13 protein-coding genes are annotated in these 16,598 nt (G+C 72.4%); 4 read left to right on the top strand and 9 right to left on the bottom strand.

Annotated features, from left to right (window positions below):
• Nucleotides 1-96: 96 nt before the first annotated feature.
• The 5 genes from V1633_RS15145 to V1633_RS15125 all read right to left on the bottom strand — a co-directional run bounded on the left by V1633_RS15145 (nt 97) and on the right by V1633_RS15125 (nt 6,805).
• Nucleotides 97-846 carry an acetate uptake transporter family protein gene (locus V1633_RS15145; protein ID WP_331214944.1) on the bottom strand — a complete coding sequence of 250 codons (750 nt, stop codon included), beginning with the start codon at nt 844-846 and terminating at the stop codon, nt 97-99.
• Between the two features lie 503 nt (nt 847-1,349).
• On the bottom strand, nt 1,350-2,633 hold the full coding sequence (locus V1633_RS15140; RefSeq protein WP_331214943.1) for a citrate synthase: 1,284 nt from the start codon (nt 2,631-2,633) through the stop codon (nt 1,350-1,352).
• A gap of 302 nt (nt 2,634-2,935) precedes the next feature.
• Nucleotides 2,936-5,077: a sulfatase-like hydrolase/transferase gene (locus tag V1633_RS15135; protein WP_407952027.1), complete on the bottom strand. Its 2,142-nt coding sequence runs from the start codon at nt 5,075-5,077 to the stop codon at nt 2,936-2,938.
• Nucleotides 5,078-5,144: 67 nt separating this feature from the next.
• Nucleotides 5,145-6,614, bottom strand: coding sequence for a methyltransferase (locus V1633_RS15130; RefSeq protein ID WP_331214941.1), 1,470 nt, complete (start codon nt 6,612-6,614; stop codon nt 5,145-5,147).
• Nucleotides 6,615-6,625: 11 nt separating this feature from the next.
• Complete coding sequence (locus V1633_RS15125) at nt 6,626-6,805, bottom strand: hypothetical protein (RefSeq protein ID WP_331214940.1); 180 nt, start codon at nt 6,803-6,805, stop codon at nt 6,626-6,628.
• Nucleotides 6,806-6,996: 191 nt separating this feature from the next.
• Here V1633_RS15125 and V1633_RS15120 point away from each other — a divergent pair, with 191 nt between their 5' ends.
• Nucleotides 6,997-7,419, top strand: a complete 423-nt coding sequence (locus V1633_RS15120) for a VOC family protein (protein ID WP_331214939.1) — start codon at nt 6,997-6,999, stop codon at nt 7,417-7,419.
• Here the strand turns inward: V1633_RS15120 and V1633_RS15115 are convergent.
• A complete protein-coding gene (locus V1633_RS15115; protein ID WP_407952026.1) occupies nt 7,416-8,132 on the bottom strand; it encodes a helix-turn-helix domain-containing protein in 717 nt (238 codons plus the stop codon). The genes V1633_RS15120 and V1633_RS15115 overlap by 4 nt on opposite strands.
• A gap of 102 nt (nt 8,133-8,234) precedes the next feature.
• Here V1633_RS15115 and V1633_RS15110 point away from each other — a divergent pair, with 102 nt between their 5' ends.
• Nucleotides 8,235-9,389, top strand: coding sequence for a phospholipase D-like domain-containing protein (locus tag V1633_RS15110; RefSeq protein WP_331214937.1), 1,155 nt, complete (start codon nt 8,235-8,237; stop codon nt 9,387-9,389).
• A gap of 68 nt (nt 9,390-9,457) precedes the next feature.
• Here the strand turns inward: V1633_RS15110 and V1633_RS15105 are convergent, their stop codons facing one another.
• Nucleotides 9,458-10,459, bottom strand: coding sequence for a LysR family transcriptional regulator (locus V1633_RS15105; RefSeq protein WP_331214936.1), 1,002 nt, complete (start codon nt 10,457-10,459; stop codon nt 9,458-9,460).
• 72 nt (nt 10,460-10,531) lie between these two features.
• Here V1633_RS15105 and V1633_RS15100 point away from each other — a divergent pair, with 72 nt between their 5' ends.
• Both V1633_RS15100 and ahcY read left to right on the top strand, forming a co-directional pair.
• Nucleotides 10,532-11,473, top strand: coding sequence for an EamA family transporter (locus tag V1633_RS15100; protein ID WP_331214935.1), 942 nt, complete (start codon nt 10,532-10,534; stop codon nt 11,471-11,473).
• A gap of 288 nt (nt 11,474-11,761) precedes the next feature.
• Nucleotides 11,762-13,222, top strand: a complete 1,461-nt coding sequence (gene ahcY / locus V1633_RS15095) for an adenosylhomocysteinase (protein ID WP_331214934.1) — start codon at nt 11,762-11,764, stop codon at nt 13,220-13,222.
• Nucleotides 13,223-13,357: 135 nt separating this feature from the next.
• Here ahcY and V1633_RS15090 read toward each other — a convergent pair whose 3' ends face one another.
• Nucleotides 13,358-14,038: a response regulator gene (locus tag V1633_RS15090; RefSeq protein ID WP_331214933.1), complete on the bottom strand. Its 681-nt coding sequence runs from the start codon at nt 14,036-14,038 to the stop codon at nt 13,358-13,360.
• Nucleotides 14,035-16,578, bottom strand: a complete 2,544-nt coding sequence (locus V1633_RS15085; RefSeq protein WP_331214932.1) for a DUF4118 domain-containing protein — start codon at nt 16,576-16,578, stop codon at nt 14,035-14,037. Before V1633_RS15085 ends, V1633_RS15090 begins: the two co-directional genes overlap by 4 nt.
• Nucleotides 16,579-16,598 lie beyond the last annotated feature (20 nt).

Here is a 16,598-nt window from a genome sequence, read left to right as displayed (position 1 = left end):
CGGCCCGGGGCCGGCCTGCTGGGCCGACCCCGGGCCGCCGCATCCGGCCGGCCTCCCCGGGCTGTCCCGGCCGGTGTCACCCGGTCGGGAGGCGTTCTACTGCCCGACCTTGACTCCGGGCTCACCGGCGATGAACTGGATGACCTGTCGCGGTTCCCGCCCCGGCACGTTCGGGCCACGGGTCTTGCCAATCGGCAGGATGACCCGGCGGAAGGTCCCCTCCAGCATCATCGCAGTGGCGGTGTACCAGGCGATGACCGCGGAGGCGATGAACAGGTAGGCGCCGGCGGTACGCCAGGCGGAGATGTCGGCGATCTGACCGACGGCCTGGCAGGTGGCACCGGCGGCCAGCGTGGCCAGCACCAGCATGAGACCGAGGTTCTCGGCCAGTGCGGCGAACGCCCCCGACCAGGTGATCGCGGCCAGCGCCGCGAACCAGAAGCCCAACGCGACGAACGGCACCGGTTGGACCAGCACCCCGGTCGCCACGAGCAGGAAGAGGATCCCGTAGGCGAGCCAGAACGCACCCCAGATCCCGTGCATGGCGGTGGCCAGGCCGTCACGCGCCCGGTACGCCCACATCCCGGCCAGGAACTGGGCGAGACCACCGGTCAGGGCCGCGAACGGGAACAGGAACTGCGGGGTGGTGACGGTGTCGCCGTACCAGCCGGCCAGGTTGGTGGCGACGACGAAGGTCGCGGCCGCGAAGCCGAAGAGTCCCAGGATCGATGGTGCGGCCACCGGCTGCAGGGAGATCTGTGCGTGGTTGCGCCAGAACTCGAACTCGCCGTCGTGGCCGTCGTGGCCGTCGTGTCCAGGTGGTACCGGTCGTGACATGCGGGTCATCACAGGCTCCTTCTTCGCGGGCGATTCGCACCGCGGTGACACGGTCGGCCACCGGGCCAACGGCCACCGGGGCCACCGCGGACTACCCGGTGACGGAGCTGTTACACGGAACGGTGGTTGCCGGGCGGCGCCGCCGTCACCGGCACGGACCGCGCCGCGACGCTGACCGGACGACACCGCCACGGGAACGCCAGGAGGAAGACGAACGACACCTGCCGGGAAGAAGCGCCGGGGACGCCCCACCCGGCACACGCGAAAGCCGGGACGCCCCACCCGGCAGGGGGAGAGACGCCCTGCCCGGCGAAGGGAGCGAGCCGAGGTCACACCGCCCGGAGAAACACGCCGGGGGGCGCGGCGGGGGGGGGGGGGGGGCGGGGGGGCCCCCGCCCCCCCGGGGGGGGGGGGGCGCGCGCTGACCGCCCCGCGCCGACTCACCCGGGGGGCCCGCGGGCGGGCGCCGCCGCCGGCGGCCGGTGACGACCGGGCCCGGAGGGGGCCGGCGGTCAGCGCTTCTCGATCGGTACGTACTCCCGCTCGGGGGAGCCCGTGTAGATCTGCCGTGGGCGGCCGATCTTGGTGTCCGGGTCCGAGATCATCTCCCGCCACTGGGCGATCCAGCCGGGCAGCCGACCGAGCGCGAAGAGCACGGTGAACATCTTGGTCGGGAAGCCCATGGCCTTGTAGATCAGACCGGTGTAGAAGTCGACGTTCGGGTACAACCGGCGCGAGACGAAGTAGTCGTCCGCGAGGGCGATCTCCTCCAGCTGCATCGCGAGGTCCAGCAGCGGATCCGGCTTGTTCATCCGGTTGAGGACGTCCTGGGCGGCCTTCTTCACGATCGCCGCCCGCGGGTCGTAGTTCTTGTAGACCCGGTGACCGAAGCCCATCAGCTTGACGCCGGGCTCCTTGTCCTTCACCCGCCGGACGAACGCCGGCACGTCACCGCCGTCGGCGCGGATGCCGTCAAGCATCTCCAGGACGGCCTGGTTCGCGCCGCCGTGCAGTGGCCCGAACAACGCGTTCACCCCGGCAGAGACCGAGGCGAAGAGGTTGGCCTGGCTGGAGCCGACCAGCCGCACGGTGGAGGTGGAGCAGTTCTGCTCGTGGTCCGCGTGCAGCACGAACAGCATGTCCAGCACCCGCGCCACCACCGGGTCGACCTCGTACTCCTCCGCCGGCACGCCGAAGTTGAGCCGGAGGAAGTTCTCCACGTACCCGAGGGAGTTGTCCGGGTACAGCATCGCCTGTCCGATGGACTTCTTGTACGCGTACGAGGCGATGGTGGGCACCTTGGCCATCAGCCGGAACGTGGAGAGCTCCACGTGCTCCCGGTCGAACGGGTCGAGGCTGTCCTGGTAGAACGTCGAGATCGCGCTCACCGCGGAGGAGAGCACCGCCATCGGGTGGGCGTCGCGGGGGAAACCGTCGAAGAACCGACGCATCTCCTCGTGCAGCAGCGAGTGCCGCCGGATCCGGTTGTCGAACTCCGTGAGCTGCTGCGGTGTCGGCAACTCGCCGTAGATCAGCAGGTACGAGACCTCGAGGAAGGAGGAGTTCTCGGCCAGCTGTTCAATGGGGTAGCCACGGTAGCGCAGGATCCCCGCGTCTCCGTCGATGTAGGTGATCTCGGAGGAGCAAGCGGCGGTGTTGACGAAGCCGGGATCGTAGGTGACGTACCCGGTCTCCTTCAACAGATTGCTGACCGCTACCCCGGACGGGCCGTCGATCGCGGGCTTGACCGGTATCGACAGCTGTCCACCGGGATGGTCGAGTTTGACATCCGTCATGCGTTCCTCGCTTCGCCGGCAGAATCTACGTTGAAATTGCCTTCACTTTTTACGGTAATCGTGCAGGGTAGCGAAGCCTCCGGGGTGGTCGGCGGGTGAGTGATGCATCACGCCGGCAACAGGTTTGCCACCACCCGGCAAAGCTGGTACGTGTCGGTCCGGCCAGGAGCGGTCGGCAGGGGCGACAGGCTGCGGAAACGGCGTGCCGCGGCGGTGGGAGACCGGCGCAGACGACGGTGGGAGGCCGGCGCACACGGCGATCGGCGTAGGTCGCGGCCAGCGCGCGCGGATCGCGGGTCCGGTCAGCCGCGCAGCGGCCGCAGCACGGAGCCGTCGGTGAGCTGGTAGACGTCGAGCTGGTTGCGTCCCGGGACGAAGAGTGACTCGTCCGGCACCAGGGCGGCGAACCGGTGACCCTTGCGGTCCGGACGGACCACCGGGGTCACCGCCCCGATCCGGCCGTTCACGGCGACCGCGAGCAGGGTGCCGTCGGGTACGGCCGCCGGCACGCTTCCGGAGACCAGGACCGGCAACCGCCCGCCGTCCGGGTCGATCCCCTCGAAGTCGCCGCGGTTGTCCAGGGTGACCGTTCCGGCGGGCGGCCCGGTCGGCAGCTCGGCCACGGCACGGCCGACCAGGTCCGGTCGGGGCGGATCGGGCAGCACGGGTCGGGCCCGGCCGCTGACCACGTCGGCGAAGGTGGATCCGGGCACGCTGGTCGGCCGGTCCGGCTGGTCGTGGTAGCGCCGGTCACCGTCCGGTCGGCTGGTCCGCAGCGCCGAGACACCGTCCACCGGCCACCGCACCGGCACCCCGGCCAGGTCGGCGACGGTCGGGAGCAGGTCGACGTGCTCCCAGTGCCGGTCGTCGACCACGCCGGTCCGCTGTCCCGGGCGCTTCACGAACAGCGGTACCCAGAGCAGCTCGCCCGGCGCCTGCCGGAGGGCGTTCAGACCACGCCCCTGCGCCCCCCGGGTGAAGCTGACCCCGTGGTCGGCGGTGACCACCACCAGCGCCCGGTCGTACAGGCCGGTGGACTCGAGTCGGCGCAGCGTCTCGCCGAGCAGCCGGTCGGTGTACTCCACCTGGAGCAGGTGGCGGCGGTACGCCAGCTCGACCCAGCCCGCGCCGTCGTTGGGCATCCCGGGCGCCGCCTCGTACTTCATCCCGGAGGGCAGGTAGTTCCAGGGTGAGTGCGGCAGCAGCAGGTGCAGGAAGTGCAGCGTCGGCCGGTCGGCGGGACGCAGCGCGGCGAGGAAGTCGGCGAACCGTGCCGGCTGGTTCACATCCAGGGCACCCCAGCGGAAGCGCGGGTCCGTCGGCACGGCCGGCTCGCTTTCCCGATGGGCGTCCCGGCCCGCCTCCCGACGGGTGACCTCCTGGTACGAATGCTCCGGCTCCCGCCGCCCGACCTCGGTGGGAGAGACGATCTGCCCCAGCAGGCCGGCGCTCTCCCGCAGCAGGGACGGCAGTCCTCCCCGGTCCGCGCCGACCCGTTCCGGGCAGAGTTGGGGCGGGCAGAGCTGCGAGATGCTCTCCTGCGCCTCGATCTGGTACGCCCCGCCGAACGCGGTGAAGAGGTTGCCCGGGTGGCGCGAGTAGTGCGGCGCCTGATCCCCCGCCGGATACCGACCGGTCAGCATCGCCGGCAATGCGTACGGGGTGAAACCGCTGACCGCGCTCGCGTTGCGGTACCAGGTCGACTCCCCGGCCAGCCGGGCGAAGTTCGGGAACCGGCGGGCGTCGAGCCTGCCGCCCGCGTCCAGCAGGGACACCAGCGGAAACTCGTCCAGCACCAGCATCACCACCGGCGGGTGCGCCGCCCCGGTGGCACCTGCCGGCCCGACGCCGCCACGACCGGCGGGCAGTACGACGGCGGAGGCCGGCGAGGCGAACACGAAGAGCAGCACGAAGACCAGGGGTCCCGCCGCAGCGACCCGGAGCAGTTGGCCGACCACCGCCCAACGCCGGTACGCGTACCCGCCGAGGGCGCCGACGACCACCGCGGTCGCCACCAGCGGCCAGCCGCGTACCCCGGAGACGTGCTTGCCCACCTGCACCGCGTGTCCGGCCAGCAGCAGCGCGACGGTGCCGGTGTGGGTCGCCGCCCGGAACGCCCGGCCGGACGTCGCGCCGAGCAGCCGGCCGGCCAGCGAGCCGGTCAGCGTGCCCACCCCCCAGAGCAGCAGCGGCGGCCCCAGCGTGACGATCGCGACCAGCAGCAGGATGTCCAGGGTGTCGGCGCCGTGGAAGAGGAAGAAGTCCGGGCTCCGACCGGTGACGTCGAGCATCGGCTGGGCGACCACGATGCCGCAGAGCGCGCTGACCTCGGCCAGCCGCCACACCTCACGGTGCCGGCGACCGCCGGACCGCGCCGCCGCCGTCCGCGCCGCGCCGACATCGGCGCCCCCGGCGGGCAGCGCCGCCCCCGCGCCATCCGACACCGCCGTCCCGGCCGTGACCCGGTCCACCGCACCACCCGACGCCGCCGGGGTGCCGTTGTCGTCCGGGTCAGCCACGCGGCGCGCCGAGGTAGAGGGTCCGGGTTCCGGACGGCAGTTCCAGCCGCCGCAGGACGACACACCGCTGGCCGAGCAGGCGTTCGAACTCGGACCGACGGTAGTCCGGGAAGATCCCGGCCGGCTTGTTGTCGAGCAGGCGTACCGCCATCGGGTCGTCGGGGTGGACGAACTCGACCACCAGCCGTCCGGCCGGACCCGCCACGGCCAGGAAGCCCAGCAGCCAGTCGAGCACCGCCGGCAGCGGCACGTTCCGCCCGATCGCGAGGTGGTGGACCAGGGCGAGGGCGAGCACCGCGTCGGCGTCGGCCCGGGCGGCGAAGGAGCCGCGTTCGACGCCGGCCCAACCGCCGCCGGGCGAGGGATCGGCGAGATCCATCACCAACGGCAGGATCCGCCGCTCGCCGTCGGCACGCAGCCGACGGTAGAGCTGGTCGGCCACTGCCGGGTCGCCCTCCACCGCCAGTACGTGGCCGGCGTGCCGGGCCGCGACGCGGGCGTACCTGCCGTCGTTGGCCCCGAGATCCAGCACCCGCTCCGGTCGGCCCGCCTCGGCGAGTGCCCCGGCCACGAACCGTTCCTTGGCGGCCCGGTCGTCGGCCGAGTAGCTGCAGGTGTCCCGGTACCCCGACCAGTGGCTCGCCGGGGGCTGCCGGTCGAGTCGACGTACCAGTCTGTCGAGCGCGCCGATGGTGGCCAGCACCAGTTCCCGGCTGAAGCCGGCGTCCCTCAGCTGGGCGCGGACCGATCCGCTGCTGGTGTCGGCGTACCGGTTCTGCAGCGCGTCGTGCAGGTGGACGTGCTTCAGCACACCGGCCCGGAACCGTCGGGTCCCGCCGAAGAGTCCGCGCAGCTGCCCGGCCTCCAGGCCGTCGATCCGGGAGCGCAGCCAGGGCTGGAAGTCGAGTCCGAGGTGAGCCTGCAGCAGCAGCGGATAGAGCAGGGTCTGGCAGAACTGCCGGTACCCCGCCCAGGGCTCGCCGTCGCGCGCCGGCTCGAACGAGCCGACGTCGATGAAGACCGGTTCGACGCCCCGCCACTGCAGGTTGTACGCCGAACCGTCCTTTGTGGTGAAGCCGGCCGGCAGCGCCGCGCGGAGGATCTCCAGGTGCAGCAGCGCCGCGTCGCGCAGCATCCCGAACGACCACTCGTACGGGTACGACACGAACGGGATCCGCTCGTGCCGCAGTACGGTCGACCACCGGCCGACCTGGTCCTCGGGTACGGCATCCGGATCCATCTGCTCGGTGCCGCAGACCTTGCCCTCGGCGAGCAGCCGCGCGAAGAACGGGCTGCCGGCCAGCCTGCGCCAGTCGGCGGCGGCGGCCGGCCCGAGCCCGCGCAGGACCTGCCCGTCGACGTGCAGCACCTGGTTGGCCGGGTCACGGAAGGAACCGGGATCAGGCCGGGCGCCGGAGACCGCGGTGAACGGGCTCGCCGGCACGGGATGCGGGGCAACCATCGTCGCGGACCTCAGTCCTGCTCACCCGGGGACTGTTCGGGGGCCTGCCGGCGGGCCGGCTGCCGACGGAACCGGCCGGTCAGCCGCCGCCAGTAGAGCTTGGCCGCCACCGCCACCCCGGCCGCCCCGCCGACCACCGCCTGCACGATGAGGCTGCCGGAACCCGCATCCAGGTAGGCCAGGTTCATCATCGGCCACCTCCCTTTCTCTCCGTCCCCGTGCCGGAGGCCCTCGCGTGGCCCGCCGGAGCCGACCACCGGCCCGGCGCCCGCGGCACGTCGACACCACGGGGTGACGGCCTCGGCAGGTGCTCCGGGCCGTCGGCCCCGAGGTGTCCGATTCGTTCAAGACGGCAACCTGCCCCGGGTCCTACGCTGGACCAATGACACCGACATTAGACGCATTTGGGATGATCGTGGCCGACATGGCCGCTTCGTTGGCTTTCTACCGTCGGTTGGGGCTGGACATCCCGGCGGCGGCGGACCACGAGGCCCACGTGGAGGTGGTCCTGGCGGGTGGACTACGGCTGATGTGGGACACCGCCGAGATGGCCGCCTCCATCGATCCCGGATACGTGCACCCGACCGGCTCCGGCCGCTTCGGCCTCGCCTTCCGGTGCGCCGACCCGTCCGAGGTGGACGCCACGTACGAGATGATGACCACCGCCGGCTACCAGGGGCACCTCAAGCCCTGGGACGCGTTCTGGGGTCAGCGGTACGCGTCGCTGCTCGATCCGGACGGCAACGGGGTCGACCTCTACGCCGCCCTCCCCGGAGCACCGGGCCAGGGCGGACAGCCAGGCTAGGAGCCGCCCCGGCGCACCGGGACGTCGCCGACGAGCGCCCGCAACGACACGCCGGCCAGGCTCCTGATCTCCCGGGACAGGTGTGCCTGGTCGGCGTACCCGGTGACGGCGGCGATCTCGGCGGCCGGCCGGCCCGCCCGGGCCAGCGCCAGGGCCCGGCGCATCCGCAGGATCCGGGCCAGCGTCTTCGGCCCGTAGCCGAACAGCGCGAGGCTGCGCCGGTGCAACTGCCGGGTGCCGAGCCCGAGCGTCTCGGCGGTGGCGGCGACGTCCCGGCCGGTGACCAGCCCGGCGACCACCGGCGCGGCCAGCGGATCGGGGCCGCCGGCCGCGACCAGTCGGTCCCGCGCCGCCGCCTCCAGGACCCGGGACGGCAGCGTCGCGCCGGCCACCCGCTCGGCCAGGTCGGCGACCGCCGACGCCGGCCAGAGCCGGTCCAGCGGGACGCGCTGGTCCCGCAACTCGTACGCGGGCAGTCCGAACACCGCGGGCCCGGTGCCCGGCGCGAACCGCAGCCCGACGTAACGCTCGGCGGCGGTTCTGGTGGCCAACTGCGCGACGGTGTCCGGTCCGGCCACCAGCAGACCGTCCCGGCTCGACCAGATCAGGTCCATGCAGCCGTCCGGCAGGATCCGACTCGGCCCGGATCCGGCGGCCCGGGTGGCCGTCCAGACCACGGCGCCGGCCAGCCTGGACTCCCGCTCGCGATACACGGCCATCAGCTAATCAACCGAACCGGTACGCGTCACCGGGGTGTGTCGGGACTGTAGCCAAGCCGACACGCCACCGGCCGCCGGGATGCGAACCTGCGGAGCATGGCGTGGTTCGCCGGAAAGAAGATCGAGGCGTTTGTCGGGCCGCCGGAACTCGGCGCCGCCGACAACCTCGAACAGGTCGTCGTCGACTTCGTCGACGGTGCCCGGGAGAGCCTGGACATCGCGGTCCAGGAACTCGACTCGGAACCGATCGCCCAGGCGATCCTCGACGCCCGGTTCCGGGGGGTCAGCGTCCGGATGGTGCTGGAGCAGGACTACCTGCGGACCGCCAAACTGCCCCGGGTGACCGCGCGGCCGGGCGAGGCGGAGTCCGACGCCCGGCACCGGGCGCAGTGGGAGCCGGAGGCCGGGGCACGCAGTCTGGAACCGAACCGCCGGATCGTGGCCGCGCTGCTGCGCTGCGACGTCGACGTCAAGGCCGACTACAACCCGGCGATCTTCCACCAGAAGTTCGCGGTCCGCGACTACCGGGGCCGGGCCGGAGCCCGTTCTGCGGTGCTCACCGGCTCGGCGAACTTCACCGGCACCGACTGCCACCGCAACCTCAACCACCTGGTGGTCTTCCACGACGTCCGGATCTGCCGGGAGTACGCCGACGAGTTCGGCCGACTCCGGCAGGGTCGGTTCGGTCGGGGCGAACACGGCCGGGTGCCGAGCACGTACAACGTCGGGGGCGTGCCGGTGAAGGTGCTTTTCGCCCCGGACCACACGCCGGAGCTGGAGATCATGAAGCAGATGTTGAAGGCGGCCGTCCGCGTCGACTTCGCGATCTTCACGTTCTCCGGCTCGTCCGGGATCGACGACGCGATGATCGCGCTGGCCGAGGCGGGACGTACCGTGACCGGGGCGGTGGACCCGGGCCAGGGGGTGCAGAAGTGGGCGGCGACCCACGACCTCGACCGCGCCAACATCGCGCTGTACGCCCCGGTCCGCTCCCCCGCCTTCGGCAAGTTGCACCACAAGCTGATGGTGGTCGACGACTCGGTGGTGGTCGCCGGCTCGTTCAACTACACGGCGCCGGCCAACCAGTACAACGACGAGAACATCTTCGTGATCGGCAGCCCGTACCCCGATCTGCCCCGTCGCGAGGGCGGGCCGACCGACCTCGGCCGGTGCGCCGAGATCGCCGCCTTCTTCCGGGCCGAGATCGAGCGGATCGAGCTGGCCGGCGAACGGTTCCTCGGGCAGCGGTAGTCCGGCGGGCGCCCGCGCGGGACCCGGGAGTGGAGGCTCGCGTGGCCGGAGTCACCGGCCCGCGGGGTTCACACCGGGTACGTGTCGAGCCGGTAGCCGTGCTCCCCCGTCGGACGGACCCCGGACCCGAGCCGGCCGCCGTCGCGAGGGGGCGATGTGGAAGGTCGGTCCGCCGGCGGCCGTACCTGGGCCAGCGCGGTCAGGACGGCGGCGATCGCCGGATGGACCGGGCCGTCGCCACTCGGCCGGGTGACCGCGAAGATCCGGCGACCGGTGACCGGCCGGACCAGTGGCTCGGTGTGCACCTCGGCCGGTACGTTGCGCAGCGCCATCCCCGGCACCAGCGCGGCGCCGAGCCCGGCCGCCACCAGGTCCAGGGTGAGCGCGAAGTCGATCGCCCGGTGCCGGATGTCGGGCTCGAACCCGGCCAGGTGGCAGGCGCGCAGCGTGGACCGGCCGCACGGGGTGTCCTCGGCACTGGCCACCCACGGCACGTCGGCGAGGTCGGCGAGCCGCCCGGTACGCCGACCCCAGCCGACCGGCGTGATCAGGTGCATCGGATCGGTCGCGACCGGGTGCCGCTCCAGTTCGGCGGTGGCGACGCCGGGCACGTGGTCGTACTCCTGGAGGACCGCGATGTCCAGGGTGGCGGAACGCAGGTCCAGCCGGCTCTGCTGGTCCTCCGCCTCGCTCACCCGTACGTCGAGTTCCGGGTGCGCGGCCATCGCCCGGGCGGCGGCCGGGGCGACCAGCGCACCGGCTGCGGACGGGAAGGAGCCGACCCGGACGATCCCGGCGACCCGCTGGTGCGCCACGGCCAGCCCGGTGACCGCCTGCTCGACGGCGCCGAGAATCCGTTCCGCGTGCATGGCGAGCAACTGCCCGGCGGAGGTCAGCACCACGCCCCGGCCCGAGCGTTCGACCAGCGGGTAGCCGGCCTCCCGGGCGAGCTGGGCGAGTTGCTGGGACACCGCCGACGGAGTGACGTGCAGCGCGGCGGCGGCAGCGGTCACCCCGCCGCGCAACGCCACCTCGTGCAGTACCCGCAGACGCCGGACGTCCAGATCCATGTAGCCACGCTACAACGCCGATTAAGAATCTTGAACTGGACCTTAAACGACCTGGCCGGCAGCGTGGACGGCATGAGATTTTCGCACCGCATGCAGGCGGTCCTGGTCGCCGCCCTCTGGGGGGTCAACTTCGTCGTCATCGAGGTCGGCCTGCGGGACCTGCCGCCGCTGGTGCTCACCGCACTGCGGTTCGTCGCCGCCGCGCTGCCGCTGGTCTTCCTGGTCCCCCGCCCGACCGCCCGGCTGCGCTACGTGCTCGGCTACGGACTGCTGCTCGGCGTACTCAAGTTCGGCCTCCTGTTCGTCGCCATCGACGCCGGAATGCCTCCCGGCCTCGCCTCGCTGGTCCTCCAGACCCAGGCACTGGTCTCGGTGGTGCTCGCCACCGCCTTCCTCGGCGAGCGGCCGACCGGTACGCAGCTCGCCGGGGTGCTCACCGGCTCGGCCGGGATAGCCCTGCTCGCCGTCGGCGCCGGCGGGCACGCCACCGCGATCGGCTTCGTACTCACCCTCGTCGCGGCCGGCAGTTGGGCGGTGGCGAACGTGGTCGTCCGGGCCAGCGGCGAGACCCGGCCGCTGTCCCTGCTGGTCTGGTCGAGCCTGGTCCCGCCGATTCCGCTGCTCGGCCTGGCCGGTGTGGTGGACGGCCCCCGGGTGGTCCTCGACACGATCACCGGGATGTCCTGGAGCGCCGTGCTCGCGGTCGGTTACGTCGGCTACCTCTCCACGCTGGTCGGCTGGGGCATCTGGAACCGGCTGATCGGCATCTACTCGGTGGCCCGGGTCGCCCCGTTCAGCCTGCTGGTGCCGATCTTCGGGCTGACCGCCGCCGGACTACTGCTGGACGAGCCGATCACCTGGACGGAGATCGCGGCCGGCGTGGTCGTGCTGGTCGGGCTGGCCCTGGTGGTGCGGACCCGGGGCGGCCGGCAGGTCAGCACGGCGGCGACACCCGATCCGGCCGGCGGCGACGCCGGCACGGTACCGGATCCGGCCCCGGTGCGGATCAGTTGACCGGCAGCGGCCAGCGCCACCGGAACCGGTTCGCCGGGTACCCCGGACACGCGCCCTTCGGGATACACTTTCCGCGCGCCCTACGGGGCGCGGCCCGGGTCGAGAGGCGCTGCGACGGATTCCATCCGCCACGCTCGGTCTGAGGCCAGAGACAAGGGCGCCTCCGAGCAGGAGGTGCCCTTCTTGGCATCTTCCTGCCGCGCCGCGGCCGACAACCGCCGCGGCGCCGTACCGGCCGGACCGTGGTCCGACCGATCTCCAGACCTGTGGAGTACGGAAGAGGAATCCATGAACGCAAGACTGCAAAAGATCAACGGTGTCGAATTCGCGGTGGCGGACCTGTCGCTCGCCACGGCGGGACGGCACCAGATGCGCCTGGCGGAACACGAGATGCCCGGCCTGATGGCGCTCCGTCGCGAGTTCGCGCAGTCCCAGCCACTGCGCGGGGCGCGGGTCGCGGGCTCGCTGCACATGACCGTCCAGACCGCTGTGCTCATCGAGACCCTCGTCGCGCTCGGTGCGCAGGTCCGCTGGGTGTCCTGCAACATCTTCTCCACCCAGGACGAGGCCGCCGCCGCGGTCGTCGTCGGCCCCGACGGTACGGTCGAACGGCCCAGCGGTACCCCGGTGTTCGCCTGGAAGGGCGAGACCCTGGAGGAGTACTGGTGGTGCACCATGCAGCTCTTCGACTTCGGCGACGGGCAGGGCCCGAACATGATCGTCGACGACGGCGGTGACGCCACCCTGCTCGTGCACAAGGGCGTCGAGTACGAGAAGGCCGGCGCCGTGCCGCTTCCCGGCTCCGACGACCACGTCGAGTACACGCTCATCCTGCGGACGTTGGCGGCGAGCCTGGCCGCCGACGACCAGCGGTTCACCCGGATCGCCGCCCAGCTCCGCGGCGTCACCGAGGAGACCACCAGCGGCGTCGACCGGCTCTACCGGCTGGCCCGCAGCGGCCAGCTGCTGTTCCCGGCCATCAACGTCAACGACTCGGTGACGAAGTCGAAGTTCGACAACAGGTACGGCATCCGGCACTCGCTCGCGGACGGTCTCAACCGGGCCACCGACGTGATGCTCGGCGGCAAGCTCGCCGTCGTCTGTGGCTACGGTGACGTGGGCAAGGGCGCCGCCGAGTCGCTGCGCGGTCAGGGCGCCCGCGTGGTGGTCACCGAGATCGACCCGATCTGCGCACTACAGGCGGCGATGGAGGGACTCCAGGTCGTCGAACTGGAGGACGTGGTGTCCACCGCCGACATCTTCATCACCACCACCGGTGGCACCGACATCATCACGGCCGAACACATGACCAGGATGAAGCACAACGCGATCCTCGGGAACGTCGGCCACTTCGACCTCGAGATCGACATGGCGGGCCTGGCCCGGGTGCCGGGCATCGAACGGCTGGAGATCAAGCCCCAGGTGCACGAGTGGCGGTTTCCGGACGGACACTCGATCATCGTTCTGTCCGAGGGTCGGCTGATGAATCTCGGCAACGCCACCGGCCACCCGAGCTTCGTCATGTCGACCTCGTTCACCAACCAGGCAATGGCGCAGATCGAGCTGTTCACCAAGCCGGGCCAGTACGCCAGGGACGTCCACGTCCTGCCAAAGCACCTGGACGAGAGGGTGGCCCGGCTGCACCTGGACGCGCTCGGGGTACGCCTCACCACCCTGACGAAGAAGCAGGCCGAGTACCTCGGGGTCGACGTCGAAGGCCCGTACAAGGCGGACCATTACCGCTACTGACACCGGACCCCGCCCCGGGAGCCGTCTTCGACCGCTCCCGGGGCGCTCGGTCGGTGCGCGACGCCGGCCGCCGCCCGTGCCGCGTCGCCGGCCCGCCGAGCGCGATGATCCGGTCGCGGGAGGCGGTACGCCGGTTCAGGGCTGGAAGCGGTAACCCATGCCGGGTTCGGTCAGCAGGTGCCGGGGGCGGGCCGGATCGTCCTCCAGCTTGCGTCGCAACTGCGCCAGGTACTGCCGCAGGTAGTTCGTCTCCGACTGGTACTGCGGGCCCCAGACGTCGTGCAGGAGCTGGCGCTGACTGACCAGCCGGCCCGGGTTGCGGACCAGGATCTCCAGCAGGTGCCACTCGGTGGGCGTGAGCCGGACCTCGCCGTCGTCGTCGGCCCGGACGGCGTGCGCGACGAGGTCCACCGTGTAGCGGCCGATCCGCACCGCCGGGATCTCCTCGCCGGCACCGACCGCCCGCCGGGTCACCGCGCGGATCCGGGCCAGCAGTTCGTCGACCCCGAACGGTTTGGTCACGTAGTCGTCGGCCCCGGCGTCCAGCGCGGCGACCTTGTCCTGGCTGCCGGCCCGTCCGGAGAGCACGATGATCGGCACCCGGGTCCAGCCGCGCAGTCCCCGGATCACCTCCACCCCGTCCATGTCGGGCAGCCCGAGGTCGAGCACCACCAGGTCGGGGCGGTGGCTGGCGGCCAGCCGCAGCGCGTTCGCGCCGTCGGCGGCGACCTCGACGTCGTACCTGCGGGCCCGCAGGTTTATCCGCAGCGCGCGCAGGATCTGCGGCTCGTCGTCCACCACCAGTACCCGGGTCACCCGACACCCTCCTCGTCCGCCACCGGCAGCCGCAGCACCATGGTCAGTCCCCCGCCGGGCGTCTCCTCCGGCTCCAGGCCGCCGCCCATCGCCTCGGCCAGTCCCCGGGACAGCGCCAGCCCGAGTCCGACCCCGGCGTGGTTGTCCCGGTCCCCCTCCCGCTGGAAGGGCAGGAAGGCCCGCTCCCACTGGTCCGGCGGCAGGCCCGGGCCCCGGTCGACCACCCGGAGTTCGACGAAGCCGCCGTGCGCGCTGGCGCTGATCGTCGGCGGCCGGTCCGCCGGGCTGAACCGCAGGGCGTTGGCGACGAGGTTCACCAGCACCCGCTCCAGCAGGCCCGGATCGGAGCGGACCGCCGGCAGCTGCGCCGGCAGGTTCACCCGGACCCCGCCGGCCGGCGGGCCCAGTTCGTCGAGAGCCGACGGCACCACCTCCTCCAGCCCGAAGGTGGCCGGACGCAGGCCGAGCGCGCCGGCCTGCAGCCGGCTCATGTCCAGCAGGTTGGCGACCAGCCGGCCGAGGCGGTCCAGCGACTCCTCGGCGGTGGCCAGCAGCTCGGCCCGGTCGTCGGCGTCGAACTCGACGTCCGCGCTGCGCAGACTGGTCACCGCCGCCTTGGCTGAGGCGAGCGGGGTACGCAGGTCGTGGCTGACCGCGGCGAGCAGTGCGGTACGCATCCGGTCCGCCTCGGCGATCGGCCGGGCCGCGGCGGCCTCCTCGGCCAACCGCTCCTGTCGCAGCGCGACCGCGGCCTGGGCGGCGAACGCCTCCACGATGCGCCGGTCCGCCGCCGGCAGGACCCGTCCGCGCAGGACCAGGGTGAGCTGGTCGTCGACGCGTACCTCGGCGTCGCCGGCGGCCGGGGTGCCGCACGGCTCCGCACCGACGTTGGCGGCGACCCGCCAGGCGCGCGGGTCGCGCTGCCGGTCCGGGCTCTCGGGCGCGTCCGGCAGCCGCTCCAGCAGGGTGACCGAGGTCAGGCCGAACGTCTCCCGCAACCGGTCCAGCAGGGCGGTCAGCGGCCGCTCCCCACGCAGGACGCCACCGGCGACGGTGGCGAGCAGTTGCGCCTCCGCGCTGGCCCGGGCCGCCTCCCGGGTACGCCGGGCGGCCAGGTCCACCACCCCGCTGACCGAGGCGGCGACCAGCAGGAAGACCACCAGCGCGAGCAGGTTCTCCCGGGCCGAGATGTTCAGGGTGTGCACCGGAGGGGTGAAGAAGAAATTGATCAGCACTGACCCGACGATCGCGGCGAGCAGCGCCGGCCAGAGCCCGCCGACGAGTGCCACACCGATCACGGCGGCGAGGAAGAGCAGTAGGTCACTGGTGAGCGAGAGTTCCTCGTTCAGCAGCCAGAGCACGTACGTCAGCAGCGGTATGCCGACAACGGTGAGTCCGAAACCGATCAGCCGGCGCCGCGCGGAGAGCGCCGCCGGAGCCGGCCCCGACCGGCGGCCCCGACCGGCCCGCTCGTGGGTCACCAGGTGTACGTCGATCGGCCCGGACAGCGCCGTGGTGGTCGAACCCACCCCCGGGGAGAGGATCCGGGCCAGCCGACCCCGCCGGCTCGCCCCGAGCACGATCTGGGTGGCGTTGACGCCCCGGGCGAAGTCGAGCAGCGCCGCGGGGATGTCGCTGCCGACCGCCTGGTGGTACGTCCCGCCGAGCCGCTCCGCCAGCATCCGCTGCCGGCTCAGCATCGCCGGGTCGGCCCCGCGCAGCCCGTCGCTGCGGGACACGTGGATCGCCATCAGTTCGGCGCCCTTGCTCCGGGCGGCGATCCGGGCCGCCCGGCGGATCAGGGTCTCCCCCTCCGGTCCCCCGGTGAGGCCGACCACCACCCGTTCCCGGGTCTCCCAGGGCGTCGCGATGCCCTGGTCGGCCCGGTACCGGTCGAGCTGGTCCTCGACCTTGTCGGCGAGCCAGAGCAGGGCCAGTTCGCGTAGCGCGGTGAGGTTGCCGATCCGGAAGTAGTTGGCCAGCGCAGCGTCGATCTTGTCCGGCTGGTAGATGTTGCCGTGCGCCATCCGCCGGCGCAGCGCCTCCGGGGTCATGTCGACCAGCTCGACCTGCTCGGCGGCCCGGACCACCCCGTCCGGCACGGTTTCCCGCTGGACGACCCCGGTGATCTGCTCGACCACGTCGTTGAGCGACTCCAGGTGCTGGACGTTCACCGTCGACAGCACGTCGATCCCGGCGTCGAGCAGCTCCTGGACGTCCTGCCAGCGCTTGCCGTTGCGCGAGCCCGGGACGTTGGTGTGCGCGAGTTCGTCGACCACCGCCACCTCGGGCCGCCGGGCCAGCAACGCGTCGAGGTCCAACTCGGTGAGGTCGACGTCCCGGTAGCGGACCGACCGGCGGGGCAGCACCGGAAGGTCGCCGAGCATCGCCGCGGTGTGCCGGCGGCCGTGGGTCTCGACCAGACCCACGACCACGTCCGTACCGCGCGCGGCCCGCCGCTGCGCCTCCTCCAGCATCGCGTACGTCTTGCCGACGCCGGGGGCGGCCCCGAGGTAGATGCGCAGCTGCCCACGTGCCACCTGTTGATCCTGCCTCATCG

The organism is Plantactinospora sonchi (genome assembly GCF_036422035.1).
Lineage (GTDB): Bacteria > Actinomycetota > Actinomycetes > Mycobacteriales > Micromonosporaceae > Plantactinospora > Plantactinospora sonchi.
Note: the sequence above shows the minus strand (reverse complement) of the source record. Positions and strands in the feature narration are given on the sequence as shown.

What these genes read in the sequence shown, in the direction of transcription:
- V1633_RS15100 (WP_331214935.1), top strand. Translation starts at nt 10,532, where the DNA reads ATGAGATTTTCGCACCGCATGCAGGCGGTCCTGGTCGCCGCCCTCTGG.
- V1633_RS15110 (WP_331214937.1), top strand. Translation starts at nt 8,235, where the DNA reads ATGGCGTGGTTCGCCGGAAAGAAGATCGAGGCGTTTGTCGGGCCGCCG.
- V1633_RS15120 (WP_331214939.1), top strand. Translation starts at nt 6,997, where the DNA reads ATGACACCGACATTAGACGCATTTGGGATGATCGTGGCCGACATGGCC.
- V1633_RS15140 (WP_331214943.1), bottom strand. Translation starts at nt 2,633, where the DNA reads ATGACGGATGTCAAACTCGACCATCCCGGTGGACAGCTGTCGATACCG.
- ahcY (WP_331214934.1), top strand. Translation starts at nt 11,762, where the DNA reads ATGAACGCAAGACTGCAAAAGATCAACGGTGTCGAATTCGCGGTGGCG.
- V1633_RS15105 (WP_331214936.1), bottom strand. Translation starts at nt 10,459, where the DNA reads ATGGATCTGGACGTCCGGCGTCTGCGGGTACTGCACGAGGTGGCGTTG.
- V1633_RS15125 (WP_331214940.1), bottom strand. Translation starts at nt 6,805, where the DNA reads ATGATGAACCTGGCCTACCTGGATGCGGGTTCCGGCAGCCTCATCGTG.
- V1633_RS15145 (WP_331214944.1), bottom strand. Translation starts at nt 846, where the DNA reads ATGACCCGCATGTCACGACCGGTACCACCTGGACACGACGGCCACGAC.
- V1633_RS15130 (WP_331214941.1), bottom strand. Translation starts at nt 6,614, where the DNA reads ATGGTTGCCCCGCATCCCGTGCCGGCGAGCCCGTTCACCGCGGTCTCC.